A 23902-nucleotide genomic window follows, 5' to 3' on the forward strand; every position below is an offset into this window, starting at 1 on the left:
AGTGTAATCCTTACTATCGACTAGGTCAGAGCATGCGTCTGTGTTTCCTGATCAATCCACTCCCCCAACTAGAGAGAGCTACATCCCCGCAACGAGCCGGTCTGTCAACTCCTCGATTTCCTCAGCTTCCCTGACAGCGGACACCCACCGGTCCGGAAGCTGTGACGCTCCGAACCGCGCACCGGCGACTGCGCCAGCAATCGCTCCAATCGTATCGGTATCTCCGCCGCGATTGACCGCCGTCACGATCGCTTCCTCAGCACTGTCCGCGACGAGGCCATCGTGGAGTGCCGTCTGCAGCGAATGGACGACGTACCCTGACGTTTCCAGCGTGCCGGGTGAGTCACCACGAGCGAGTGGTTCGAGCGCCGTCACGAGCTCCTCAGGCGCATCTGAACTGACGTAGTCGAGGGCATCCTGTAACGGCGTGGCCGCGTCTTCGAGTAGGCCAGCTATCGTGAGGTTCAGAATCGCGCAGCCCTCGGTACACCGCGGGTCAGCGTGCGTGATCTGGGAAGACTGCCGACTCACTTCGGTGAGTCGGTCCCAGTCCGTCGTGTACGGGATGGTGAGCGGTGGACACCGCATTACACTCCCATTCCCTGCGTTCTGACCTTCAGGACTGCTCTCCCAGACCTGCTGGCCTGCCTCGTCCCACGAATCGCCGCGTTGGAGGCGGCTGAGCGACCGCCTCGTCATCCCCCCTATGTCGAACGGGCCACTATCGTACCACGCAACGAACCGCTCGGCAATGTCCGCCGGATCGAACTCTTGTTGCTCGGCGAGACTTCGTGCGATACACAGCGCCTGCTCGGTGTCGTCCGTGATCGTCCCGGCGGGCTGATTCCACGTCCCGTGCCCGATCATCTCGTTGAGCTCCCCGTGTTCACGCTGGATATCGGACGCGGACTGAAATTCGACCGGCCGGCCAAGCGCGTCCCCACACGCCAACCCGAGCATGACTCCACGGACACGATCCGGATTCATACGCAACACAACGATGACGTCCGAGAAAAGTGTAGGGTGGTCGTCACTCGTCGGGTTTCGATCCGGTACGGAGGGTCTCCCGGTACGCGGCCCACGCTTGATACATCTCCACTCGTTCCGCTTCCGTCAACGTATCGTGTTCGTCCGCATCGTAGAGCGGGAGGTCCTATTTTTCCGGCATTGCCATCACCTGTCCGAGCGGATAGCGTTGCTCGTAGTAGTTCTCTAACACCCAGTCTTCGCCGTGTTCGTCAACGGCTTTCTGAATGTACGGGGCAGCTTCCGGGTACTCGTCGGCGAGTGTCTCAGTCATTGGGAGTCGTGTGGTGGTAGTGTTGTGTGGTTCTGTGGGTCTATGGGTGCGGGTCAGGCGTCAGGGGATTCGGCGAACGAGTTGTTCTGGCTGTCACTGTTCCACTTCCAGTTCCACTCCGCGTGTATGGCTCACCCCTTTGAATATCACGCGGCAGGTAACGAGTATGAACACATCTCAACGACAATCACCCGTGGAGTTACCGGAACTGGATACCGGACTCACGCTCGTGGACGTGGGTTCGGATCTCGGCGTAACCCCAGTCCAGTCGTTACTGCTTGACCGCGTGTTCGCCGGGGACGGCGACGCGTACTGGGTTGACGCGGCCGGCACGGCACAGACCACACGGCTTCGTGAACTCGCCCCCGACAAGCGGTACCTTCACCGGGTACACGTCGCTCGCGGGTTCACCGCGTATCAACAAACGTCACTGCTTGACCGGCTCACCGGAGACCACGTCACGACCCCGAGCGTCGTGGTTGCGACCGGGATCGACCGGTTGTATCGAGACACCGACGTGCCGACGACTCGCGCGCAGGATCTGTTGGTCCGAGCGATCGCCGCGCTCGCACGCGTCGGGCGTGTTCATGACGTCCCGGTCGTCGTGACACGATCGCGTGCCGACGAGTTCACGCGACCGCTCGTGAATGCAGCGCAGACATATCTCCAGTGTGAGGACACGCAGTTCGGGCCGCGATTCACCGACGCGGCCGGCGACGTCGAGACGCTCGTGTATCACCTTGGCGACGGGTGGGTGCAGACGACGCTCGCGTACTGGCAGGAAGTACTCACCCATCGAGCACGGATGCACGACGCGTCGGTCGTAGGTGAAGAGGCGACATCTGGGGGCGTCTGATGGGGCGAACCACCCCGACATACCGCGACACGCTGCGCGCGATCGAGGACCGCTGGGGGCCGTACCGCCGGACGCTGCGCCGCCGCGATCAACCGCGGTTCGACCAGTTATTCGTCTACGCCCGCACCCACGCCGACGCGGCCGGGATGTTGAATCACGACGACCGGTTCGCCCCTCTGCTCGTGAGTATCGCCATCGAGCAGGAACGCCGGATCGACGAGCTCGAAGCCCGCATCACCGAACTCGAAGACTCCACCAGTCCCGATTGTGCTGACCGTTGACTTCCACTCCTCTGGTGACGTCGCTCACTGGGAACTTACAGACGACGGCGTCACCCGCACGGTCCACGGCGAGTACACGCCGACGCTATTCGTCGGTGACGCAGTCCGTGACTTGTACGGGCGGCGCGGCGGCCCGACCCCAACACCACCGGACCGTGACGGACTGTCGGAGTCGCTCACCGAGCTTCAAGCGTTCCTCACCGGGCAAGACGCAGTTGTCGACATACAGTGTGAAGCCCACCGGCAGACGTTTCGAACGGACCCGCGGCCGCTTCTCCGGATCGACGCGGCCAGCGTAGACGCCGTGCGACGCATCGCACAGCGCGTCCAGCAGTTCAACGGCCCGGCCGAGTACACGTGTTACAACGTTGATCTGACGCCGCAGTTCCGGTACTGCCTCGAAACCACCACACCGGCGAGCCCAGACCGGTCCGTCCGGTCACTCCGTACACTCACGCTCTCGATCCCACCGCACAAAGCAGGACCCGACGCCCTGTCACACCTCACGATCGACGGTGACGCCGCCGGGCCCACACCCGAAGCCACCGTCACCGCCGTTGACCGCGCCGTCCGCGAACGCGACCCTGACGTCATCGTCGTGTCCACGGCGAAGCTCGTCCCGGTCCTGTTCGACGCCGCCGACACGCACGACGTACCGAACTTCGAACTCGGCCGCGCCCCCGGGTACACGAAACTCGCCGAGGAATCCACGTACACGAGTTACGGGCAAGTCGGGCACTCCCCGGCCCGGTACACGATCCCCGGCCGCGTCGTGATCGACGAGTCGAACACGTTCTTCTACCACGAAGCCGGGCTGTCCGGCTGCCTCGATCTCGTGAACCGCGCCGGACTCCCGCTCGAAGAACTCAGCTGGGCGTCGATCGGGCGCGTGCTCACCGCCATGCAGATCCGTGCCGCCCGCGACCGTGACGTCCTCGTCCCGTGGCAAGCCTGGCGACCGGAACTCTTCAAATCCGCAGCCACGCTGGACGCCGCCGACCGCGGCGGCACCACGTTCGCCCCCGCAGTCGGCGTTCACGAGAACGTCCACGAACTGGACTTCGCGTCGCTGTACCCGAACATCATTCGAACCCGAAATATTTCCCCGGAAACCGTTCGTTGCGGGTGCTGCGACACTAACGACGTCCCCGGTCTCGGATACTCGATCTGTGAGGCCGACGGGTACCTCCCGACGGTGCTCGGCCCGCTCATCGACGCGCGCAGCCGCATCAAAGACCAGATCGAGGAAACGACCGACGACGCCGAACGCGACCGACTCGACTCAGCGTCGTCAGCGATCAAATGGATCCTCGTCTCCTGCTTCGGGTACCAAGGCTTCTCAAACGCGAAGTTCGGTCGGATCGAGTGCCATGAAGCGATCAACGCGTTCGCCCGCGACATTCTCCTCAATGCGAAAACCGCACTCGAAGACGCCGGGTGGCGAGTCGTCCACGGCATCGTCGACTCGATCTGGGTGACACCAGCCAAGGATCGTGAACAACGCAATCTCGAAACGGTCACCGCCGAGATCAGCACCGACACGGGTATCGAACTTGAATACGAATGCGCGTTCGACTGGGCTGCGTTCTGCCCGATGCGTAACAGCGAGTCTGGCGCACTCACACGGTATTTTGGAAAGCGACGTGACGAGGTGTTACCCGTGTCGGAGGCCACGCTCGGTGATGCGATCAAAACCCGCGGGATCGAAGATCGTCAACGCTCAACGCCCACATGGGTTGAAGACGTACAGGCGGAAGCCCTTCGCGTGTTCGATAAAACACGATCACCAGAAGCGGTGTGTGACGTGTTACGCCGTACACTCACGTCATTACGCAACGACGATGTTGATCCAGAGCGACTCGTCATCGACAATCGCATGTCAAAACACATCGCCGATTACACGCACGAAACGCTTACCGTTGCCGCACTCAAGCGAGCCACACTGAACGGGACCGGGCTGTCACCCGGACAGACCATCCAGTACGTCGTCGTCAACAACAACGCACACGGTACCGAACGAGTACGGCTATCGTACGAGGACATCACCCGATACGACACTGACTGGTACGCCAACGCCGCTATACGAGCTGTCGAAAGCGTCCTGGCACCGATCGGGTGGCGAGAGGGAGAGATTCGAGACTACCTCACCGGCACAACGGATCAGACACTAACCGCATACAGTGAACGCACTGACTCCTAATCTTCTTCCAGGGTCACCGAAATCACGTCGGTGCTCGTGTGCGTGACAGTCGCAATGAGTTCCTCGTCGTCATACTCCTCAAGTTCATCAGCGGCTTCACGCACGGCATCGTAACCTTCGAGCGGTAAATCACCATCAGAGCTCCCGACAATCATTTCGCCATCTAATTCATGCGCATGAACCTCCGTCGTTTTCGTGCGTGCGTCATTCCGTGCCATGGATTCTGATCTAAACTAGCCCTCGGGTAGCAATAAAGGATCGCCGTGAGCTGGTCTTTCGTAAAGTATTGCTGAGGCTCTGTTGAAGTCCCCAGAAAGTAACAAACTCGAACCCGTCGCCATCAGAGAGCTGCAGCCTCTGTTTAACCGGCCTCATCGGCGATACTGTCCGTCATCACCCAATTCGTGAAGTCTATACTGTCCCCCGATCAGGTACCGGGAGCTCCTCAGCAATACCAACATCATGCCCGGCGGCGTACCCGTTCAGCTTTGCAGCGATCGGCGATTCCCGTAACTCGTCGTCGTCGTATCCGGCCGCCTCAAACGTGTCCATGAACGAGGAGACGGACCGGAGCTTGTACTTCTGGTGATAGTCTTCAGCGGGGTAGAAGCGTGAGAGCTGTTCGATACGTGTCCCGATCCCATCGGTAGTGAGTCCCCGTGTCGTGAGAAGCTCATCAAGGACTGCTCGTTGATCCTCCGACGCAGCGAGCACAATATTTTGATACTGTGTCTTTCTCGTCTGGTGCTGTGGGTTATGAGAGTTGAACACCCGCTCCAAGAGGGCTCGATACGGTATCGTGTCAGGGTCGAAATCGAGTTGAACCACTTCCGTGTGGTCGCCTAACGCGTGATACGTCGGATCGAGTTTTGTCCCGCCGGCGTACCCGACGCGAGTCCGAACAACGCCGTCCATCGCACCGAACTGGGCATCAGGCCCCCAGAAACAACCGATCCCGAACGTCGCCGTGGCAGTCTCCGCACTATCCATCGCACGACGATCGTACTCGCGTATCTGTGTTTGTGTGAGCGTCATTGGAGTCACCAGCCTAAAGAGTCGCCGAAGCGCGGGTCGTAGATCCCACCGCATCTACCACCAGTCAGGCTCGCAGTCGTAAATACTGCGTGTCGGTCTCCCAGCATGAGAACCACTACGAGTGTCTCATTACAAGCAACCCGGAACTGAATGGGCTGACCGGCATCGGCAAGCACTCACGATCCGACATACTCACGAAGATGTCCTTACTGACTACCAGTTCGAACTCCTACTGGAAGCATGCTGACGAGTTCACTAGCTTTCGCTCACTTCAGTAGATCATACTGGTTCTACACGGGCCCTAACTCATATCGCACCCCTTGAGAGAGGGTGACCTGTCTGGTAGTGCTACGTTCTTGGCCACTTGTAATGACAAGTAAGTACGCGTCATAACATATACGCCTCTCCATGTCGAACGTCAATGTATGGGCGGATCAAGCTATGACAAGACGATTCAGTTCCGTGCCGGAGCCGAAAAAGAGGCCGCGGAACTCCTCGATGAGATACACATCGGTGGCGTCAACGTGAGCGAACTCGCCCGCGTCGGCTTGGTCGAAATGCTCCGACAGTCATTAGATGAACAAGGCAAGATTACCGTGTACGAACGATACAGTCGTGGTGAGATCGGTGAGGACGTGGCCCGTGTCCTTCTCGGCGAGAAACTCGATAGGACGGAAGAAGAGAAAGAGTCGTTCGAGTCGGCTATGGAACGAGACACGTCTGAATTCCTGACGGGCAGCGATGGCGAATGAGGCTCGCTATCGGATACTGGCTGATACGAGTTCCTTGATCGCGGGCATGGCCGGCTCCTGTTTGCTCCGGGATCGGCTTGTAGCCAAGAAGAACAGCGTTCGCCAGCGGTAGCAACCCGTTGAGTGTCCCAACCAAGAGAAAGCGGCTCAGACACGCCAAAGGAGATGAGCACCAGTTAAAAACGGGTGTCATCGAATGGAGTTGAGGTTGAGATTACATACCAGTGGCTCTGTTGAAATCTTCAGAGAGTTACATGTTCGTCCTGTAATTCCACGAGATGAAGGCCCTCCCGAAGTCGCAGATTCTCCGGTTTACTGAGAAGGCGATTCATCTGGCACGCCGAGCGGTTTCTCGATACTCCTCGAAATTCTCTAAACACTGCTATACACTCCCTCAGCACGCTGTTCTGATCTGTCTCAAAGTGCGGAAGAACATGACCGATCGTGGTCTGCTTGACGAACTGATCGAGATGCCACGCATCCGTCGAACCCTTGGCTTATCCGAACTTCCTGCGCCTTCAACGCTCTGTAAGGCGTTCAACCGGCTTGATATGGCTGTGTAGCGTGTTATATTGACTCTCTCAACGACGCTACTTCCGACGAGCGGCGTTATTGGAGTTGATGCATCAGGGTTTGACCGCAGTCACGCTTCGAAACACTACACGAAACGCGCTGAACTCACGATTCAGCAGCTGAAGGTGACGTTACTGGTCGGTGTGAAGGTGAACGCAATCCTTGATTTACACGTGACGACGACACGAAAACACGATAGCCAGATCGCTCCATCGTTGATCAAGCGCAATCCCGGTGATATTGAGATTCTGCTCGGTGACAAGGGCTACGACGACCAGAAAACCAGGCGACTTGCCCGACAACATGAGGTTCGGCCATTGATTAAGCATCGTGGGTTCACGCCACTCCACCGGGCATGGAATGTGCGCTTGGACACAGATCTCTACGGGCAACGGAGTCAATCAGCGACGGGTAACTCAACGCTCAAGCGGAAGTACGGTACGTTCGTCCGATCGAGACGCTGGTGGAAGCAGTTCCGTGAACTCACCATCGCCTGTCTCAGTCACAATATCGACCGATCACTCTGAGCGGTCAATACAGAGGGTCTATGGAACAGTTTGGGCTGACAGATCACAAGTACTGAATCGACTGATCGTCTTCGGATCGGTTCTGTAGGTGCTCATCAACGACTTTCACGACATCGCCGATTTGCCGTCCCGCCTGCTGTACGTAGATCAGCCCTCGATGTTCGAGTTCTTGACCTTCAGCGAGTGAGAGGAAATCATCGTCGAACGTCAGGAGAAGCCAGTCGTTTGCGACCGCGTATCTCAGCTGCTCGCGGTCTGAATCACCAAGGGTGCCTTCATTTCGAGCAGTGTGAACTGTCCACCCGCGTCTGCTGAGTCCGTCAGCAACAGGAAGCCATATACTCTCGTCACAATATAGCGGCCGTGTCATACGGATGCCGGTTCAGACGACGCCGATCGGAAGTCGTCGATATGATCGTAGTAGTACGCGAGCGCCCGATGGACATCACTGAGACTGAGATCAGGATACAGTTGTGTAATCTCGTCGGGGTCGTAGCCGCTGTGTTCGTACGCCGAGGCGATATCTTTGACACGGATTCCCGTCTCCTCGATTGTCGGCGCACCGTCACTGTGTTCGGAGTCCCGGACGATTCCCATACCACAGATTGACTATACACTAACTTGAAATACGTGGTTGAGACCGCCACACCGATTCGCTCCGCTCAACACGCACTCTTCAGTGACCGGCTGTTTCAGGTGAGAACCTATCTGAAGAATAGGATTTCAACAGAGCCAAAATGCAGTAATGAACAATGGGTATGGCCAAGAAGTACCTCAAGTTGTTAATACTAATCCAGGAAATGAGCCTGGTGAAGCAGAACTATTCCGTTGTGATAATGAAGAAGCTCAGTGGGTTGGGCCGGACAATGAAATTAATTCGGATTATGGACGTACAAGAGAATGTAACTCTGGTTTAAATCATGATGCTTCAATGGATGAGATAGATGCAGATGGTTCATGGTATCAAGAGAGCGATGATCATACACCTATATCTAGTGATGGAGACTGCGTAAATTCTGCAGATAACGATGAAACAGATTCTGGTTGTCAAGTAGGTGTAACTGCAGAAACAGTTCAAAGCTCGTTAGGTAATACGCTCTTGTGTAGCACATTGTTGATTTCAGAGAGTTGCTTTGATGGCGTGTTTGAGCGCTTTTCGTCCGGGTTTGCGGTAGAGTTCTCGTCTGAGTTGGAACGCTCGGAGATACTGTGTGAGGCGGTCTTTTGAGATGCCTCGATGCGGCGAGAGCCACCGTCGCGCCAGCGACGCGTGGCTCTCGCAGGTGTTCACGTGGATCGTCTCGTCGGCGTACTCACCGTCTCCGTGAACGACGTATTCGCGGTCGAATTGGTCGTCTTCTGTAAGCGGATCGTATGCACGAAATCCGTCGGTATAGACGGTGAGAGGCTCCTGCTGGCGGTCAGCCAGCAGGAGCCGGATCGTTGATTCGTCTGCGGATTTCGCTGGCACAACGTACCGTTGCTCGGTGCCGCGATCCACGAGTACGAATACGGGCGGTTTGTCCTGTTCATATGTTCCGCGCCCGCGTCGGGCGAGGCCGCGAGAGCGCGACCAGCGGTCGCGCTCGCGGCCTTTCAGGCCGGCAGAAACGTAGAACTCGTCAATTTCGACCGGTCCACGGAGATCGAGTGACGGCGCGTCGAGCGCTTCGGCAAAGCGCTCGACACGCCTGTGGATCGTTTTGTAGGTGACACCGATTTCGCACTGTAACTGCCTGAGGCTGGTGTTAAACCGCAAAAACGCGTAGATCGAGAACAACCATTTGCGGAGTGCGATCTTCGAGTGAGCGAAGATGGTGCCGGTCTTATCGTTGAACGTGCGGTCGCAATCCTTACAGAGATACCGCTGAAAGTGCCCATAGCTGCCGTTTCTGACCGTTCGGTCAGAACGGCAGCGAGGACAGGAAACGCCGTCACGCCAGCGAACCTGTTGGAGCAGGTCCGCTGCGACCGATTCCGACCCAAACGCATCTAGCGGAATCATCCGTGTCGGACACCGCTGACGCGGTGTCCTTGTCCTCTTCGACTCGACAGCAGCAGCTCAGCAGTATCAACAATCTCCTACAGAAGAGCGTCCGTCGATATTATCTCCGATAAGACCGCCCACAAAATCGCCGGCAGTAACACCTCCCGTCGCATACGTCTCGCTTACTGTTCCATCACCGTTGAATCCAACAAGCCCGCCTACGTGAGCGTCTCCGACTACATCTCCCATCGCATACGACTGCAAAATATTTCCACTACTGCTACCGCTACTATTGGTTCCAACGAGCCCACCAGCGCCAAATCCATCGCTAGTTACATTCCCTGTCGCGTATGAAGTGGTTATCTCTCCCTCAGAACCATTATCTCCGACAAGTCCACCGGCATCTTCGTTCCCGGTTACCATTCCAGTCGCATATGAATCTCGTATTTCTCCATCATCACTAACTCTAACAACACCATTCCGTCCAGCAAGTCCGCCAACAGCATCATCTCCAGTTACTGTTCCTTCGGCATATGATTCTTCCACTCTTCCTCTATTTTCTCCGACCAGTCCTCCAACTCGTTCGTCTCCAGTTACATCACCCGCAGCATACGAATCGAATACATCTCCTTCCCTGCTGAAACCGACGAGCCCTCCTACTTGTTCCTCCCCGGATACTTCATTCCTCGAGTGAGAGCCAGTTGTTCGTCCGAATGTATTGTCTCCGACGAGTCCCCCGACTCGTTCGTTCCCAGTTACATCGACCTCCGTATGTGAATTTTCAATATCCCCACCATTATTTCCGACAAGCCCTCCGACTCGTTCGTCCCCTTCAACACGTCCAGTCGCAGACGACCCCTCTATCTGTCCATCAAACGTGGTATCGTCAGTGTTCCATCCGACAAGTCCGCCGACTAGTGACTCTCCAGTTACGTCGACTTCGGCATCCGAATCAACAACTTCTGCATCAGTATTGTTGAATCCAACAAGCCCCCCGACGCTTTCGTTTCCGTTTATAACTCCAGTAACAGAAGCGTTAGTAATACGTCCCGCGTCGCTTACGCCGACAAGCCCCCCGACTCTGGATTCTCCACTGACGTTTACATCAACCAAGGTAACATTTTTAATATTGCTTGCTGCGGGCATTAGATCCCTGGAATCAACACTACTGAACAGTCCAACCTCATCTGTCCGATCGATATAAAGTCCCACAATCTCATACCCGTTTCCGTCAAATCGTCCTGTAAATATTTCTCCCTGGCATTCTCCCTCGAGAAGGTCGCACTCCCCAATCGGATCGAATCCCGCCCCATCGTTCCATTGCTCTGTCTCACTCGCATCAATATTTTGTGTTAACTTATAATCACCATCGAGTGGGGCATCATCCGCGTCTCCGATGCATTGTAGTTGGGTGATATTACTGATGAGAATGTACCCATCCTCTTCCTCATATTCTACTTCGTCACAGTCAGAAGACGAAGTATTCGATTCGCTTGTGTCACCATCCTCAACGTCAGGCTCATCATCATCTCCATCATCATCACTTCGGTCTGCAGTCTGATCGTTCGGTTCCTCTTGAGTGCTTGAGCATCCTGAAAAACTAACGGCTGTGACAGAGCCAGCGAGGGCAAGCACACTTCTCCGTTTCATGATTGTGGTAGAGACTCATCAAATATAAAGGAAGACAATTCAGCAAGAACCCTCGGAAGAGTGGAGTCGTATCATTCAGACATACTATCGTCTGAAACAGCTGGTCGCTGAAGAGTGCGTATTGACTATTGAGAGGTTGTACTGACATGGATGGCTCGTCACAACATCTATGACGGTGGAGAGAGGATGTTGGGTAAGATGGCCACAAACAACGACAAAATACAGTTTCGGGGGGAAACTGAGAAGAAAGCGAGTCAGATTGTCGATCAAATGCGTCTTGGTGGGATCAACATCAGTGAGCTTGCTCGACAGGGTCTTCAAGAGAAACTCAGAGAAGTCCTCTCAGACGAAGAGAAGATCACTCTCCACCAGCGATACAAGCAGGGAGAGCTTTCTGAAGAAGTTACAGAGCTCCTTCTTGGTGATGCCTTGGAAGAAATTGAGCGGGAGCGAGAGGCCTTCGAGGAGGCTGCGGAGCTTGATACGAGTGGCGTTTTCCAGAAGTGAAGATGGTGGACGACGATGTCCGCCATCCAGTTACCGTTGATACAGACGCTCTAATCGCTGTAGCGAACACAGGTCTCTGGTCTCGAATTACGGACAATATCCAGCTGACGACGACTAACGTGTGTTTTCATGAACTCAAGCGTCACGTTCGGGAGATGTCTGAGTACGCGCCTGAAGGGTTGAGAGAGCGGTGGGTTCACGATGGGAGCAAGAGGGCACTTGCGCCGTTCGATGACGAGGAGAAGTCGTTTACAACGGTTCCGTGTGTTCCTCGACCACATGGAGAGGATGCTGGGGAGAAGTCTCTGAAGATGGAAATCGAACAGCATACAGAGCTGTATCGGTTCGCTATTTTAATGGATACATACGGGCGTCGGGCTATTAATCGAGTATTCGATGACGCAGAAGAGACGACTGGGAAGGCAGTTGCTCCCACGTTTTTGCTGTGTCTGTTACTAGACGAGGGGAAGTGTACTGTAGCGGAGTTTTGTCAGGCTTGTAGCGAGATGCTTCGAGAGGAAGGCTGGACAGGGTATCAAGCGATTCAGGGAGCATGGGAAGCGATCCCGGTCGATTGCTCGCAGTATCTCCCGAACGCTCTACTTCCATGAACACTCCTGATTGACATCCTCCTCCGCGTAAACGCGGAGGAATCCTGAGCGTTGGAGGTTTCAGGTTTGCAGTCCTACCGAACCCCGACACGGTGAGAATCCGTGTGGAGTTCACGGACTGTGGCGGGTGGGACTGCTGGGAGTGCCAAGCCCCCGGTACTCCTATCCTCCGTCGTGTTCGGACCCCCGAAGTTGTTTTTGCCTCGCGGGAGTCTGGCAGACTTCGGCGGACTCGGAGTTACTTTCTGTGGTGCCTACAGCAGTCGGGCACAGCATCGGTTCATTATAGGAACCGACCGTTCACCCAACTGGTTCCGATTACTGTCTTATTGCTTGGGGCGGACAGGCCGCCATCGTAGGACTGGTGGGAACCGCTCTGTCCCCGACCTGATTCCTATCTGTAGGCAGGGTTGCCTGTCGCTTCAAGATACGGATTGCCAAATCTCAGAATGGCTATTGCAGCGTAGATTGACTCCAAGTTGTCGGATTCATCCTGCGGCTGAAGCCGCAGGTATTCTCCTTGACCTGTATAATGCCGCCTCACGGCGGGTTTGATGCGCTGTTCAACTGGGCTGAGTCGTCGTCCTCGTATGCTGCCCGCCACATCGCGTGGATGGCGCGAGTGACGAGTGATACTTCAGTCACGTCGATACAGGATGGCTCGGCGGTCGTCGTGGCGGCGTTTGGAGGAGGATGGAAGTGTATCTCGGGTGAGTGGGTGTTGGGGTGGCGATCGAAGCGCCAGTTGACGTTGTCGCTATCGACGTAGTGGAACGAATACATTCCCTGTTTGCTCCATTGGATATCGAGTCGAGCGCTCTCGGCGTTGCTGAGCCCATCGCTGAGACTGATGTGTAGTTCCGTGGGGGCGACGATGTCATCGTACGACGTTACGTCGACTAACGGCTCAAGCTCGAGCCAGAGGTCACGAATCCGTTGGAGTGCCGGAAGATAGATCGGTCCGAACTCGCCGGCACGGTCATCGCCGCTCATATAGCGAGTTGGTGGCTGGCCTCGTCGTAGGCGAGTGCTGCGTGGGCGACTGCGAGGTTCTGCCGTGTTGTCCGCCACGCGGTGAGATCGTTCCAGCCTTCGGTCTCGTCGCCGTCGAGTTGCTGGGCGAGTTCCTCTGGTGACACCACGTCATACCGGTCTTCGTAGTGCCGGATCTCGGCTTTCATCTCCTGGATGCTGTCAAGCAACTCCGGCCGAGTAACTTCCTTGCGTAGCTCCCGGATCCGGGACATTAAAATCCGGTCGCTGTTGCGCTTGTACAGTGTTGTTTGGCCGTCCTGTTCCGTCTCGGCGAACCCGGTGTTCACGAGTGTCTTACTGTGGCGACGCGCCGTCGGCTCGCTCACGAGGGCGCGGTCGGCAATCTCGGCGGCCGACTCCCCGTCGTGGGTTTGTTCGATGATTTCGTACACCCGCTCGAACGGCGTGGTGTCGTCTTTCCAATCCGCTTTGACTTGCTCGTTGACGTCGTCCCACGTCTCGGTCATACTGGGTGCTACGCAGTCGAGAAACAAATAGTTTCTTGGAGAAATTATCTAATGACAGTGCTTGTAGCCGAGCATTGTCAGACTACTTCCTCCGCTAACGTCTCGTGGTTCGAAGCGATACATATCTGTGGTCTACAGAATTAATTCTGTTTCACTGTCGTTCGAACGACGAAAGGTACGGTTCGTCTCCGGGGCTGCGGTCGTAGACTCGAACTCGCAGATCGTTTCATCCTACTACACCCACGAGATACCCGGCTTCTTGGAGGTACGTCTCGTTCCGGAACGCGAATCTGTTGTCGATGGCGACGTCGTACGCGGAAGCGACTGATTCGGAGGCGCTGAGTACTTTCCTCTCCGACCCGTCCCTTAGAGCACCGTGACGGGACTGCTATCGGACGTCGATCGGCAAAAAATCGATTCGGGTGACGACAAGCAGTTTTACGACGCGCCTCGGTTCGTCACCCACGCAGACGATGCGTTCACGTCTCGGCTGACGAAGCTGTACGAGTCGGAGATTACATCTGGAGATCGTGTTTTCGATGCGATGAGTAGTTGGATATCGTTTCTTCCGGATGCCCCGCTGGGGTTCGTTGTTGGCCACGGACTCAACGAAACCGAACTCGAAGCAAACGATCGTCTAGACAAGTATTTCGTACAGGATTTCAACAGCGATCGAACGCTCCCGCTCGACGAGAACTCGTTCGATGTCGTGAGTTGTGCGCTATCGGTGCAGTATCTCCAGTATCCCGCCGACGTGTTCAGTGAGTTCGGGCGGGTGCTCAAGCCCGGAGGTACTGCCATCGTTAGTTTCACTAACCGGATGTTTCCGACGAAGGCGATCCGGGCGTGGCGAACCCGATCGATGGACGAACGAGCGACGCTCGTCGAAGAGTACTTTCTCGCCGGCGGATTCGGAGAAACAGAACGCGTCGTCGATCAACCCGGGACTGACCCGTTCTATGCCGTCATCGGCCGGCAGCCACCCGGTTGAGTAAACGGTCGGTGGGTAAGTGACATTTCTACGAGATCCGCTTCCAGAGCTGTGCGAGAATTAATAGGCCGAGAACAGTGAAGCTCACCCCGATCACGACCCATTTTCCGAACGTAACGATCGGCACGAGATGTGAGAGCACAGGTACCCGATCTGGATAGAGAAACATCACGACCGATGCCGAGGTGTTCTCCATGAGATCTAGCAGTACAGCCAGTAGTGGAAGTAACACGGCGTATTTGACGTGCGCGTTCGTTATTCCTTGCTGGAAATAGGTGATACCGGTCCAGAGAAACCAGCCGTACGCGAGTGGCCAAATAATGTCGAACGTGAACCGCGAGCGGATATAGTACCGGCGGCCATCAGCGCCATAGGCGCCTGCCATGTCGTAGAGGTCTGACGAAGAGTAGATGAAAGAGCCGTCCGGAGTAGGGTTGTCACCGAGGTATGCCGTACTTCGACTGGCTTCTTCGGGGAGAATGACGGTGAGAAATACGATGAACGTAGCCGTCGTAAGGGCGAACATGCGCCCTGTGGCGAGTGACTCTGAGATATTCACGAGTCGGTCACCCAGTTGAACGGCCCGTTGCATACGACCACTATCCAGTATCTGCTAGAAAAGTACTACTACTCCCGTTGAATTACCTCAGTGACCCACGCCGTCCACGTCGGCGTACAGCCCGCTTGTTTACAATCGGTCGGCCACAACGATTGATAGAGATGTCCGGATCCGAGCGTGAGTATGATGTTGTGGTGTGGGGAGCAACGGGTGTCGCCGGGCGGTTCGTATCTGAGTATCTTACTGAGCAGTACACGCCTGAGGACCTTTCACTCGCGGTCGGTGGGCGGGATCCGGAGCGACTTGAGTCAGTTGCCACCGATCTCACCCGTCGCAGCGACGCGTGGGGTGACGTTCCCGTGGTGGTGGGTGACGCGACAGATCCCGAGAGTCTGCGTGCACTCGCCGGAAATACGCGAGTCGTCTGTACGACAGTCGGGCCGTACACCTCGTACGGCACACCGCTCGTTGAGGCGTGTATCGAGATGGGGACCGATTACTGTGACCTCACCGGAGAGATTAATTGGGTCCGTGAGACGATTGATCGGTTCCACGACGCGGCTGTGGATGCCGAGACACGGATCGTCCACAGCTGTGGGTTCGACTCAGTCCCCGCCGATCTCGGGACACTCCTTCTCCAGTCGTATGCGGTAGCGCAGTTTGACACTCCGTGTGAGACTGTTCGTATCTATTTAGAAGGCGGGAGTGGTGGTGTCAGCGGCGGCACGCTGGCGAGCTTTGCCGAGTTGTTCGAAGCGGCTGAAACTGACCCGCTCGTTCAAGAAACGCTTCGGAATCCGTACTCGCTGGCACCGCCGGGCGAGCGAAGCGGTGTCGATCCCGGTGAACAACGACTGCCCCGCAACGATTCGCTCCGCGGGTCGTGGACGGCCCCCTCACCGATGGCAGCAGTGAACGAGCGCGTGATCAGACGGAGTAATGCGCTGTTAGGCTATCCGTGGGGGCGTGAGTTCCGCTGTACCGAAGTCGTCACAACCGGTGATGGTCCGACGGGTGCGGCCATCGCCGGAGCGATCACTGGCGGACTCGGTCTATTCAACACCGCCATGTCGGTGGGGCCACTCCGCTCCGGGCTTCGTCGCTACGTCTTCCCTGAGCCTGGGGAAGGACCAACGCGCGAAGAAGCCGAGAACGGGTCGTTCAAAATACGACTGCTCGGGCGTGGAATGGCCACGGATGGACCGTTCACAGTTGACGGAGAATTCAGTGCTGACAGAGATCCGGGATACGGCGCAACCGCGCGGATGCTCGGTGAGGCTGCCCTCTGTTTGGCGAACGATGATGTCGAAACGCCGTTCGATGGCGGAATACTGACGCCAGCGTCTGGCATTGGACTGCCACTTGTTGAGAAACTCCGGAGCGTCGGGTTCACCATAACCGTGAACGACGCCGAAGCGACATGAGGTGACCCCACGACGCAGACACGCGCAGATGTACTGGTAGCTGCGTATGAGTCACTCAACAACGAGGTTGAACACGCACCGTACAATGCGACGCGTATCCCAACTCGTGTAGCCGAACAGGATCGACGTGTGTATGTGTCAACCGTCTTAATGAGTGGCTCTCAGGGGTACTGATACACACCTGACAACCCGAGAAGGTGAGAATATCATCCCGAAGAGTGATATACTCATGTTTCGTACGTTGATTCGATGCCAGACTCTGCCCCGGCATTTGAGGATGTGAACGACCGCGCCAAAGAGGACTGGAAGCGTGAGACCAGTCCGTTCGACCGTGTACAGTCAGTGATGCGTACGGCGTACGAGCCCATGAGCGCGGCGACCGTTGCCGAGAACGCCCTCACGTCGGAGCAGACAGCCCGTAAGCATCTTCGCTCGTTGGCCGAGCACGGCTACGTGGCAGAGACCGCGTCGCCGGACTCGACGGGGACGCTGTATCAGCGGGCCAAGGATTCGATCGCCCTCGAACAGGCTCGGCGTATCCTCGACGAGACGGACACCGATACGCTCTCGACACGCGTTCTGGAGATGCGCGAGGAGCTTCGAGAGTACGGCGACCGGTTCGATGCTAACTCGCCCGATGACGCCGTCCGATCCCACGCGGATATCGACACAGAGACGCTCCTGGAGTGGCGAACGACGCGGCGGAACCTCGCATTCGCGGAGGTGGCGCTCGCGCTCAGCGCGGTCGAAAACCCCACTGATGCCGCAGAAGCGGTCTGATGCAATTCGACAATGGAGACGGCGAGTCTCACACACTTCGAGGCACGATCGACGTAACGAAACTCGATGCGTTCCGAGAGGCGTTCAGCACCATCGAACCGATGGCCTCAGGCGAAATCGATGACCGACTCAACCCGCGAGAGCTCCGGATCACGATACCGTATGGCATCGGGGAGGCAGATACAACCATATTCACGGTTCGATGGACGACGGCGGGCGACTACAATATTCATTACTCGGATACGTCCGGGCGCAACCTCCGGTGGGATATCCACCCTCACGACTTTTCAGCACCACCCGACGACCGACACTTCCACCCGCCACCAGACGCATCCAGCGCGGATACCCACGTAGAAAAATCGTGCCTCAAGGAACCCTCAGTCGACATTGTTGCCCGGGCAATTCATCTCTTATGGCGACAGGCACTTGACGAGGGCTCAATGACGAGCATTAACGCCGGAACGAACCACCCCTGACCGCGCTCAACACAGGGTATCGGTACTCGGTCGGATTCCTCTCACATCTGAAGCCGTGAGGCTCCTCCTTGTTTCTCTGTGAATAGACCGCTGTCCTCCAGAATCAGTGGGTTCGAGTCATATCGTTTGAGTGCTACTCGGTGCAGTTATGAACAAATTCTGTGATGATTCGGTTGAATTTGTCTGGTTCTTCGAGGAATGGACAGTGCCCACTGTCTGTGAATCGTTCAAGGGTAGCGTTCGGCGTCTGCTCTGCGATGTATTCGACTCCAGCAGGGTCTAACAATGTGTCGTCTTCACCGACGCAGACGAGCGTTGGGATATCTACGTCCCCGAGAACATCGCGGTAGTCGCGGACTGATTGATCGAAGAAGATTGCGCTTTTGATCGCGGGGGGAACGCGGGCGATCTCGTCGAACACGAGCTGTCGGACGTCGGCAGGCGGTTCGTTAGCGAACATCTGGTCGATCAGTACCGCACCCAGTTCGTGGTGATCCGTTTGCGCGAGTTCCATGAGATCAATCAGTTCATCGAAGTCAAACACGCCGTGCTCGTAGTCCTCTTGTTCGAGATCGAGCGGTTGTTGCTCGACGGATACGAACCCGGAGAGTCGATCAGTGCCGAAGTGGTCGATGTACTCCCACGCAACCAGCGATCCCATTGACCATCCGACGAGCACGATATTCTCGAAGCTTTGACTCTCAAGGAACGCTTCGAGATCAGCGGCATACGTCGGGAGTGTATGACCGGTCTCTGACTTCGCAGACCGACCATGACCACGGAAATCAAGCACGACTGGCCGGTGGTCCTCAGCGATGCTGTTCTGCTGTTTGTTGAAGAACCGGCTACCCATCAACACGCCATGGAGAAAGACGACTGGCGTTCCATCACCTGATTCTTCATAGTACAACTGGGTGCCGTTGATTGTTTCTGTCGGCATACGTGATCGTTGCTGACGGAGAGGTTAGTTGTTACCCGTCAGAACGTGGTCCGGTGAGGGGTAGTTTCACGCGTGTTGAGGACAGTGATTCGAGTATGTCGTCGTCCTCACACCATCGTGTAGAGTCGCCCGATGCCTCAACGATTTTCGAATACCACGACCTTACCCCGCCAACGACTGCTGACGTGTATCGAGCAAAGAAGGATCTCAGTGGGCATCTCCCCCAGACGCCGCTCGTCAAGAGTGAATGGCTCTCTGAAAAGTACGAGGCTGAGATCTACCTGAAACGAGAGGATACGCTTCCGACGGGGTCGTTCAAGATTCGTGGTATCACGTGTCTTCTTGCTGGGTTGAGTGAGGAGTTCCGGCAGCAAGGAGTCATAACAGCAAGCACTGGAAACTACGGACGCGCACTCTCACAAGCCGCCCGTTGGTTCGGTACTGACGCACTCGTCGCTGTCCCGGAGGGGACGGGCCAGAACCGGATTGATGGGATCGAACGACTTGGCGGGCGTGTCGAAGTCGTCGGTGCCGATTACGATGACGCCGCAGAGTGGGCAGCCGACCTGGCTGCTGAAGAGGGATATCGATACGTCCATCCTGGTAATGAACGGCGAGTGATCGTCGGCACCGGAACTGCGGGACTGGAAATCGCCGAGACACTCCCTGACGTGGATGTTGTTCTCGGGCCGATTGGGGCCGGTAGCATCGGAGCTGGCTACAGTCTCTCGGTTGGGCAGGTTACTGATGCCGATGTAATCGGCGTTCAAGCCGCCAACGTTGACGCGGCCTACCAAGCGTGGCGGACCGGTGATCTGACTCCACAAGAGGAGGCTAATACGTTCGCTGACGGGATCGCAGCGCGCGTCCCGTATGCCCTTCCAATGGAGGTGATGCGGGAGCACATGGACGAGATGTACACGGTGAGTGAAGCGGAAATCGTCGAGACGGTAGCGGCGGTGTTCCGAGAAGAACGCATCTTGATGGAGGGCGCGTGTGCGCCGCCGTTCGCCATCCTCGAAACGCTCCGAGGCGAAATAAACGGGCAGACAGTCGTCATTCCGGTCACCGGTCGGAACCTCCCTGGCTCAAAGGTTGAACAAGTGGTGTGCGACGCCTGACCTGCCAGGAGGTCACACCACACACCAACCTCATTTAATACGGGGATTAGGTCCCCGTCATCCGTCGGTTTGGGCATATCCCACTCAACGGTTTGACACCAACATCTAGATACACGTTCTCAAGTGGATCTTTCAGGTATCAGGGTCGGTCTTTTTATACGTGAGCTCTTTTTGCACCATTGCTCCTCGTTTCGTGTTCCGGTGGGTTCAAGCGATCCAAAGTATCATTCGGGGCGGGCGTGTCGGGTGTGGGTATGGTTGTGGTTCGCGGTGAGCGGTTAGATCAGTTCTTGCTGCGACAGTGGGAGAGCGGGGTGCCGCATGGGCTTGGGGAGCGGTCGGGGCGGTTGTGTGTGACGGCCGGGTCGATCGCGGAGCGGAATCTGAAGCGGTCGCTCGTGTCAGAGGGAGTGCCGGCGTCGCAGGCGGCGTCGTACTCGTCTATCGAGGATATTGCGCGGGCGGTCCTCTCCGCTCACCACGGGTCACGGGCGGCAGTGCTGGATCCGTCGTTGCGACGGCGAGCTATCGTTGAGATCGTATCGGAGGCTGCGTGTGAGAAGCCGGAAACGCCGCTTGAGCGGTTCATCGATCGGGTCGAATGGGATGAGGACGCGTATGCGCGCTTGTCATCGGAGCTTGAAGCGTATTTTCGGGCGTCGAACGTCGGAGCGCCATCTGAAGCGCATCGGAATCACGAGTCGTTGGAGGCGGTCGCTGTGAGGCTGTCGGACCCGTTTGCGGCGTGGAAATCGTCACAGGGGTTGGCGGCGTTTGCAGAGATTCACGCAGCGTTACGTGCGCGGATGGGGGAGGTGCCTGCGCACGTGTATTTGTCGCGGAGTCATTTGGTTGCGGCTGCGAGCGAGCAGCTTGCTGGTGAATGGGAGGCGGTATTTCCGACGGTTGAGTGGGTCGGTGTGGCGACGGTGAACGTGTTTGATAATCCGACGACGCGGTTGCTTGCGGCGCTAGACGATCTTTCGGGTGGGCCGACGGTGAACGTGTTTGGTCGGTCGGGGACGCGAACGGATCTGGTATCGCGGCTACGGGCCGTCGGGGTGGACGTCACTGAGGGTACGGCGGGACGGTCGGCGGTGAGCGAGGTCGTTGACGACGTGTTGGCGGTGGCGCAAAATGAGTTTGAGAGTGAGGAGCCGGTGGGTGGCGTGGAGTTGGTTGAGGCCCCGGATCATCGGCGTGAGGTGGAGGCGGTGGCGGCGCGGTTACGGGAGTTGTTCGCGGATGGCGTGGTACCGGAGGATGTGGTCGTGGTGGCGCGTGATGCTGGTGCGTATCGGTCGGTGGTCGAGGACGTGTTCACGACGAATGAGTTCCCGTATCACGTCGAGACGCGGGTGCCGATGGGGAACGTGCCGGCGTACCGGTTCGTGAAGGCGACGATCGATCTGATCGCGTCGGTGTCGGAAAGGCCGGACGCGTCAGTCGGGTATGAAGCGGTGATCGATCCGTTACGGCTCGGGTTGTGTGTCCCGGGCACGGACGTGGGGTCGTGGCCGGTGCCGCAGGCGGAGTTTCTGCGGCTCGAAGAGGAGTTCGCGGCGGCCGAAGAGACGTCTGGGCCGCGAAGCGTGTCGGAGTGGGCGGAGTTCGCGGGTGACCGGTCGGGGCGTGAGTGGGAGATCGCGTCGGTGTACCTAGCGTGGATTCAAGAGGAAGCTGCCCGGTCGGTACCTGACGGAGCGTGGCTGAGTGAGTGGATTCAGCGACTGTTAGGGCGGCACATAGAGCAGACGGTGGGGGCCGACGTGCAGAGCCCGGTTGGTCCGATGGTGGATCCGAGCCGCTCGGACTTGTCGGCGAAACACGAGAGTCATTACGCGGAACGCGTACAGGATCAGGCTGGACGAGTCAGGGCGTACGTGGACCGAGCTGAGCAGTTGACCGCGGACGCTGATGCTGGCAGCGGGTGGGAGATCGCTGTGCGGGCGGTCGGTGACGTGATGGGCGGTGAGTCGATCGGGACGCGGAACGCGGACGCGAGCGCGGTACGAGTGGTGGACGCCGGTAACACGTACTTCCTCGATGCAGCACACGTGTTCGTGCTCGGGTTGTCCGCGGAGACGTTCCCGCAATCGTTCACACCACCGACGTTCCTGCATGAAGACTTGTTCGACGCAGTGTACGACGAGGCACACGGAGCTGACGACGAAATGACGGAAGACGTGGACCCGTACGTGTTTTACGAGAATCGACAGAGCCAGTACGGCCAAGACCTCGACTTGTACGAGGCAGCCGCGGGCGTGAGTGCTGAATCCGTTACGTTGCTGCACAATTACCTGGATTCGGCGTCGGATCCGGTGGCGTGGTCGTCGTTCGTCGATTACCTCGATCCGGAGGCAACGGAGGACGCGTACGTGTCCCGGATCGCCGTTGATGACTGGTTACCGACGGTGCGTGGAGCTGCCGGTGCCACGGCAGGAACGGCCACCGCAAATGATTCGGTAGCGAAGCACGGTGCGGTGTCGGCGTGGAGTGAGTTGGCTGGGCGGGATCGGTTGCGAGCGTACGCGTTTCATGCGGCGGACGCAGGTCACGTGTCTGGCCCGTCTATCTCGCCGGTCGCGTTCGCGCGGTTGGCGTTGTGGACGGACGGCGAGGCGTTCCATGGGACGATCCGCCCGCGGGTTGACCGGTTGACGACCCCGACGTTCCGCGTTGGCGTTGGCGGAGCGGACGCCGCGTTCTCGCCGGACATCGACCGAGAAGCAGTGACGGGTGACCCGGCGCGGTCGTTTGAAGTTGATCTGTACGCACAGTGTGAACTGAAGTACTACTTTTATCAGTACCTGTTCAACCGGGACGGTGACGAGATCGACCGCGATCGGATTCCGGACGGTCAGCAGTCGAATCCGACGAGTCGCTTCGGGCGCGTGCCGCGCGTTCTTCGTGAACAGCACGTGACAGACCGGTATCGAGACGCGATCCGCGTGCTGATCGAAGAGCTCGCCCCGGACCGGCAGGCTGATTTGAACGCGTTCAGCGACCCCGGCGCGGTCGTCGCGTGGTGGCGTGAGAACGCGCCGTCGAACGCACCGTCGTCGATCGCGCAGTCGCTCATTCGGGAGTATGAGCGCGTTCAGTCGGAATTGGCGGCCGGGGTAACCCGTAACTGGGACTGGGTCGGTGGGCGAACGATTGATGTGGGCGACGGATCGCTCGCGCTCGGCCCCCACCGGGTCGATACCGTGACGTTCCCACCAGCAGATGAGCCGGACGCCGACGGTCGTGACACGGGACCGTATCACCTCCCGGTGTTCTACGTTGCTGAACGTGGCGCAGCAACGCACGCACCGAAGTTGTGCTGGGAGCCGCCGCGTGACGGGGCGTTGCGCCCACAGGAGTGTCACGACGTGTGCCGGCAGTGTGATGACGCTGCGTGGTGTCGGATCGGGTCGAAATTCGATCTCGATCACCGGTTACACGGGGCCGCGGTCGAGTATACTGACCCGGTCGGCGTGGTGTTCGTTGAACAAGGCGTGAGCGGACCGAGCGGCCGGAACGGGTACCTTGTCACGCAACCAGGGACGGAAGACTGTCTTGATGCGGTCGAACAGACGGAACGACGCGTGACACCGGCAACATGGCAGCGCTTGGCAGAATCGTGGCGGGCGGATCTCACGGAGCACCTCGAAGCGATGCAGCATGACATCGGTGAGACGGCCGTGTACAACGTGGACGAAGCGTTCGTGGGCGAAGGGACGGATCGGTACGGGAACAACACGGGAAGCGGTGACAACGGCTGTGCGACGTGCGTGTATCGTGACCTGTGTCAGCTACCCCAAAAGGTGAACGAGCGATGACGGGGC

General features: G+C 57.6%; 23 protein-coding genes and 3 pseudogenes. 14 read left to right on the plus strand and 12 right to left on the minus strand.

Going from position 1 to position 23902, the window contains the following annotated elements; genetic code table 11:
• Positions 1–78 precede the first annotated feature (78 nt).
• The gene (locus tag ACZ5TV_RS02040) at positions 79–987 is read right to left on the minus strand and encodes an ADP-ribosylglycohydrolase family protein (protein ID WP_379778134.1); all 909 of its coding nucleotides are present in this window, start codon (positions 985–987) and stop codon (positions 79–81) included.
• A 43-nt stretch (positions 988–1030) separates the two neighbouring features.
• Positions 1031–1300: pseudogene (locus tag ACZ5TV_RS02045) on the minus strand (DUF8110 family protein).
• Positions 1301–1493: 193 nt separating this feature from the next.
• Between ACZ5TV_RS02045 and ACZ5TV_RS02050 the strand changes: the two are divergent.
• Genes ACZ5TV_RS02050 through ACZ5TV_RS02060 form a run of 3 tightly spaced genes read left to right on the plus strand, consistent with a single transcriptional unit; the run spans position 1494 to position 4637 of the window.
• Positions 1494–2156, plus strand: coding sequence for a P-loop NTPase family protein (locus tag ACZ5TV_RS02050; RefSeq protein ID WP_379778132.1), 663 nt, complete (start codon positions 1494–1496; stop codon positions 2154–2156).
• Positions 2156–2437: a DUF8156 family protein gene (locus ACZ5TV_RS02055; protein WP_379778130.1), complete on the plus strand. Its 282-nt coding sequence runs from the start codon at positions 2156–2158 to the stop codon at positions 2435–2437. The genes ACZ5TV_RS02050 and ACZ5TV_RS02055 overlap by 1 nt, the downstream gene beginning before the upstream one ends.
• Positions 2421–4637 carry a type B DNA-directed DNA polymerase gene (locus tag ACZ5TV_RS02060; protein ID WP_379778199.1) on the plus strand — a complete coding sequence of 739 codons (2217 nt, stop codon included), beginning with the start codon at positions 2421–2423 and terminating at the stop codon, positions 4635–4637. The genes ACZ5TV_RS02055 and ACZ5TV_RS02060 overlap by 17 nt, the downstream gene beginning before the upstream one ends.
• On the opposite strand, the gene ACZ5TV_RS02065 is transcribed toward ACZ5TV_RS02060, so the two are convergent.
• Positions 4634–4855, minus strand: a complete 222-nt coding sequence (locus ACZ5TV_RS02065) for a hypothetical protein (protein WP_209486542.1) — start codon at positions 4853–4855, stop codon at positions 4634–4636. The genes ACZ5TV_RS02060 and ACZ5TV_RS02065 overlap by 4 nt on opposite strands.
• A 193-nt stretch (positions 4856–5048) precedes the next feature.
• Positions 5049–5672 (minus strand): peptide-methionine (S)-S-oxide reductase MsrA, encoded by a 624-nt coding sequence (locus ACZ5TV_RS02070; protein ID WP_379778128.1) that lies wholly within the window; start codon positions 5670–5672, stop codon positions 5049–5051.
• Between the two features lie 425 nt (positions 5673–6097).
• Between ACZ5TV_RS02070 and ACZ5TV_RS02075 the strand changes: the two genes are divergently transcribed.
• Both ACZ5TV_RS02075 and ACZ5TV_RS02080 read left to right on the plus strand, forming a co-directional pair.
• Positions 6098–6424, plus strand: coding sequence for a DUF8065 family protein (locus tag ACZ5TV_RS02075; RefSeq protein WP_209486546.1), 327 nt, complete (start codon positions 6098–6100; stop codon positions 6422–6424).
• Between the two features lie 278 nt (positions 6425–6702).
• Positions 6703–7524 (plus strand): annotated as a pseudogene (locus ACZ5TV_RS02080) (IS5 family transposase).
• A 43-nt stretch (positions 7525–7567) separates the two neighbouring features.
• Here the strand turns inward: ACZ5TV_RS02080 and ACZ5TV_RS02085 are convergent.
• The 4 genes from ACZ5TV_RS02085 to ACZ5TV_RS02100 all read right to left on the minus strand — a co-directional run bounded on the left by ACZ5TV_RS02085 (position 7568) and on the right by ACZ5TV_RS02100 (position 11161).
• The gene (locus tag ACZ5TV_RS02085; RefSeq protein ID WP_209486547.1) at positions 7568–7894 is read right to left on the minus strand and encodes a DUF5615 family PIN-like protein; all 327 of its coding nucleotides are present in this window, start codon (positions 7892–7894) and stop codon (positions 7568–7570) included.
• On the minus strand, positions 7891–8121 hold the full coding sequence (locus ACZ5TV_RS02090) for a DUF433 domain-containing protein (protein ID WP_209486548.1): 231 nt from the start codon (positions 8119–8121) through the stop codon (positions 7891–7893). The genes ACZ5TV_RS02085 and ACZ5TV_RS02090 overlap by 4 nt, the downstream gene beginning before the upstream one ends.
• A 523-nt stretch (positions 8122–8644) precedes the next feature.
• Positions 8645–9529, minus strand: a complete 885-nt coding sequence (locus ACZ5TV_RS02095; protein WP_379783935.1) for an IS1595 family transposase — start codon at positions 9527–9529, stop codon at positions 8645–8647.
• A gap of 66 nt (positions 9530–9595) precedes the next feature.
• Complete coding sequence (locus ACZ5TV_RS02100) at positions 9596–11161, minus strand: GLUG motif-containing protein (protein ID WP_379779053.1); 1566 nt, start codon at positions 11159–11161, stop codon at positions 9596–9598.
• Between the two features lie 198 nt (positions 11162–11359).
• On the opposite strand from ACZ5TV_RS02100, the gene ACZ5TV_RS02105 reads away from it, so the two are divergent.
• The gene (locus ACZ5TV_RS02105) at positions 11360–11668 is read left to right on the plus strand and encodes a DUF8065 family protein (protein ID WP_209487226.1); all 309 of its coding nucleotides are present in this window, start codon (positions 11360–11362) and stop codon (positions 11666–11668) included.
• A gap of 2 nt (positions 11669–11670) precedes the next feature.
• The gene (locus ACZ5TV_RS02110; RefSeq protein ID WP_245202868.1) at positions 11671–12279 is read left to right on the plus strand and encodes a hypothetical protein; all 609 of its coding nucleotides are present in this window, start codon (positions 11671–11673) and stop codon (positions 12277–12279) included.
• Between the two features lie 540 nt (positions 12280–12819).
• On the opposite strand, the gene ACZ5TV_RS02115 is transcribed toward ACZ5TV_RS02110, so the two are convergent.
• The gene (locus tag ACZ5TV_RS02115) at positions 12820–13272 is read right to left on the minus strand and encodes a toxin-antitoxin system TumE family protein (RefSeq protein ID WP_379779051.1); all 453 of its coding nucleotides are present in this window, start codon (positions 13270–13272) and stop codon (positions 12820–12822) included.
• A complete protein-coding gene (locus ACZ5TV_RS02120) occupies positions 13269–13781 on the minus strand; it encodes a winged helix-turn-helix domain-containing protein (protein ID WP_209487228.1) in 513 nt (170 codons plus the stop codon). Before ACZ5TV_RS02120 ends, ACZ5TV_RS02115 begins: the two co-directional genes overlap by 4 nt.
• Positions 13782–14047: 266 nt before the next feature.
• On the opposite strand from ACZ5TV_RS02120, the pseudogene ACZ5TV_RS02125 reads away from it, so the two are divergent.
• Positions 14048–14122, plus strand: a pseudogene (locus tag ACZ5TV_RS02125) (7-cyano-7-deazaguanine synthase QueC); the annotation flags it as partial.
• A 35-nt stretch (positions 14123–14157) separates the two neighbouring features.
• Positions 14158–14772 carry a class I SAM-dependent methyltransferase gene (locus ACZ5TV_RS02130; RefSeq protein ID WP_379779048.1) on the plus strand — a complete coding sequence of 205 codons (615 nt, stop codon included), beginning with the start codon at positions 14158–14160 and terminating at the stop codon, positions 14770–14772.
• A 28-nt stretch (positions 14773–14800) separates the two neighbouring features.
• Here ACZ5TV_RS02130 and ACZ5TV_RS02135 read toward each other — a convergent pair whose 3' ends face one another.
• Complete coding sequence (locus tag ACZ5TV_RS02135) at positions 14801–15364, minus strand: hypothetical protein (RefSeq protein WP_379779046.1); 564 nt, start codon at positions 15362–15364, stop codon at positions 14801–14803.
• 128 nt (positions 15365–15492) lie between these two features.
• On the opposite strand from ACZ5TV_RS02135, the gene ACZ5TV_RS02140 reads away from it, so the two are divergent.
• From ACZ5TV_RS02140 to ACZ5TV_RS02150, 3 genes are all read left to right on the plus strand, one after another.
• Positions 15493–16755: a saccharopine dehydrogenase family protein gene (locus tag ACZ5TV_RS02140; RefSeq protein WP_379779044.1), complete on the plus strand. Its 1263-nt coding sequence runs from the start codon at positions 15493–15495 to the stop codon at positions 16753–16755.
• A gap of 249 nt (positions 16756–17004) precedes the next feature.
• Positions 17005–17535, plus strand: a complete 531-nt coding sequence (locus ACZ5TV_RS02145; RefSeq protein WP_379779042.1) for a DUF7342 family protein — start codon at positions 17005–17007, stop codon at positions 17533–17535.
• Positions 17535–18011 carry a toxin-antitoxin system TumE family protein gene (locus ACZ5TV_RS02150; RefSeq protein ID WP_379779040.1) on the plus strand — a complete coding sequence of 159 codons (477 nt, stop codon included), beginning with the start codon at positions 17535–17537 and terminating at the stop codon, positions 18009–18011. Before ACZ5TV_RS02145 ends, ACZ5TV_RS02150 begins: the two co-directional genes overlap by 1 nt.
• Positions 18012–18144: 133 nt before the next feature.
• On the opposite strand, the gene ACZ5TV_RS02155 is transcribed toward ACZ5TV_RS02150, so the two are convergent.
• On the minus strand, positions 18145–18951 hold the full coding sequence (locus tag ACZ5TV_RS02155; RefSeq protein WP_379779038.1) for an alpha/beta fold hydrolase: 807 nt from the start codon (positions 18949–18951) through the stop codon (positions 18145–18147).
• A 95-nt stretch (positions 18952–19046) separates the two neighbouring features.
• Here ACZ5TV_RS02155 and ACZ5TV_RS02160 point away from each other — a divergent pair, with 95 nt between their 5' ends.
• Both ACZ5TV_RS02160 and ACZ5TV_RS02165 read left to right on the plus strand, forming a co-directional pair.
• Entirely contained in the window at positions 19047–20072 is a 1026-nt protein-coding gene (locus ACZ5TV_RS02160) for a threonine ammonia-lyase (protein ID WP_379779036.1), read from the plus strand.
• A 1097-nt stretch (positions 20073–21169) separates the two neighbouring features.
• A complete protein-coding gene (locus ACZ5TV_RS02165) occupies positions 21170–23896 on the plus strand; it encodes a PD-(D/E)XK nuclease family protein (RefSeq protein WP_379779034.1) in 2727 nt (908 codons plus the stop codon).
• Positions 23897–23902: the final 6 nt, after the last annotated feature.

Source organism: Halorubrum tibetense, assembly GCF_055396225.1.

Bases quoted from the DNA above. Each gene is read 5' to 3' on its own strand.
- ACZ5TV_RS02115 (WP_379779051.1), bottom strand. From the start codon at position 13,272: ATGAGCGGCGATGACCGTGCCGGCGAGTTCGGACCGATCTATCTTCCG.
- ACZ5TV_RS02120 (WP_209487228.1), bottom strand. From the start codon at position 13,781: ATGACCGAGACGTGGGACGACGTCAACGAGCAAGTCAAAGCGGATTGG.
- ACZ5TV_RS02100 (WP_379779053.1), bottom strand. From the start codon at position 11,161: ATGAAACGGAGAAGTGTGCTTGCCCTCGCTGGCTCTGTCACAGCCGTT.
- ACZ5TV_RS02155 (WP_379779038.1), bottom strand. From the start codon at position 18,951: ATGCCGACAGAAACAATCAACGGCACCCAGTTGTACTATGAAGAATCA.
- ACZ5TV_RS02145 (WP_379779042.1), top strand. From the start codon at position 17,005: ATGCCAGACTCTGCCCCGGCATTTGAGGATGTGAACGACCGCGCCAAA.
- ACZ5TV_RS02055 (WP_379778130.1), top strand. From the start codon at position 2,156: ATGGGGCGAACCACCCCGACATACCGCGACACGCTGCGCGCGATCGAG.
- ACZ5TV_RS02105 (WP_209487226.1), top strand. From the start codon at position 11,360: ATGGCCACAAACAACGACAAAATACAGTTTCGGGGGGAAACTGAGAAG.
- ACZ5TV_RS02135 (WP_379779046.1), bottom strand. From the start codon at position 15,364: ATGCAACGGGCCGTTCAACTGGGTGACCGACTCGTGAATATCTCAGAG.
- ACZ5TV_RS02065 (WP_209486542.1), bottom strand. From the start codon at position 4,855: ATGGCACGGAATGACGCACGCACGAAAACGACGGAGGTTCATGCGCAT.
- ACZ5TV_RS02085 (WP_209486547.1), bottom strand. From the start codon at position 7,894: ATGACACGGCCGCTATATTGTGACGAGAGTATATGGCTTCCTGTTGCT.
- ACZ5TV_RS02095 (WP_379783935.1), bottom strand. From the start codon at position 9,529: ATGATTCCGCTAGATGCGTTTGGGTCGGAATCGGTCGCAGCGGACCTG.
- ACZ5TV_RS02160 (WP_379779036.1), top strand. From the start codon at position 19,047: ATGTCGTCGTCCTCACACCATCGTGTAGAGTCGCCCGATGCCTCAACG.
- ACZ5TV_RS02090 (WP_209486548.1), bottom strand. From the start codon at position 8,121: ATGGGAATCGTCCGGGACTCCGAACACAGTGACGGTGCGCCGACAATC.
- ACZ5TV_RS02110 (WP_245202868.1), top strand. From the start codon at position 11,671: ATGGTGGACGACGATGTCCGCCATCCAGTTACCGTTGATACAGACGCT.
- ACZ5TV_RS02140 (WP_379779044.1), top strand. From the start codon at position 15,493: ATGTCCGGATCCGAGCGTGAGTATGATGTTGTGGTGTGGGGAGCAACG.
- ACZ5TV_RS02150 (WP_379779040.1), top strand. From the start codon at position 17,535: ATGCAATTCGACAATGGAGACGGCGAGTCTCACACACTTCGAGGCACG.
- ACZ5TV_RS02070 (WP_379778128.1), bottom strand. From the start codon at position 5,672: ATGACGCTCACACAAACACAGATACGCGAGTACGATCGTCGTGCGATG.
- ACZ5TV_RS02040 (WP_379778134.1), bottom strand. From the start codon at position 987: ATGAATCCGGATCGTGTCCGTGGAGTCATGCTCGGGTTGGCGTGTGGG.
- ACZ5TV_RS02075 (WP_209486546.1), top strand. From the start codon at position 6,098: ATGGGCGGATCAAGCTATGACAAGACGATTCAGTTCCGTGCCGGAGCC.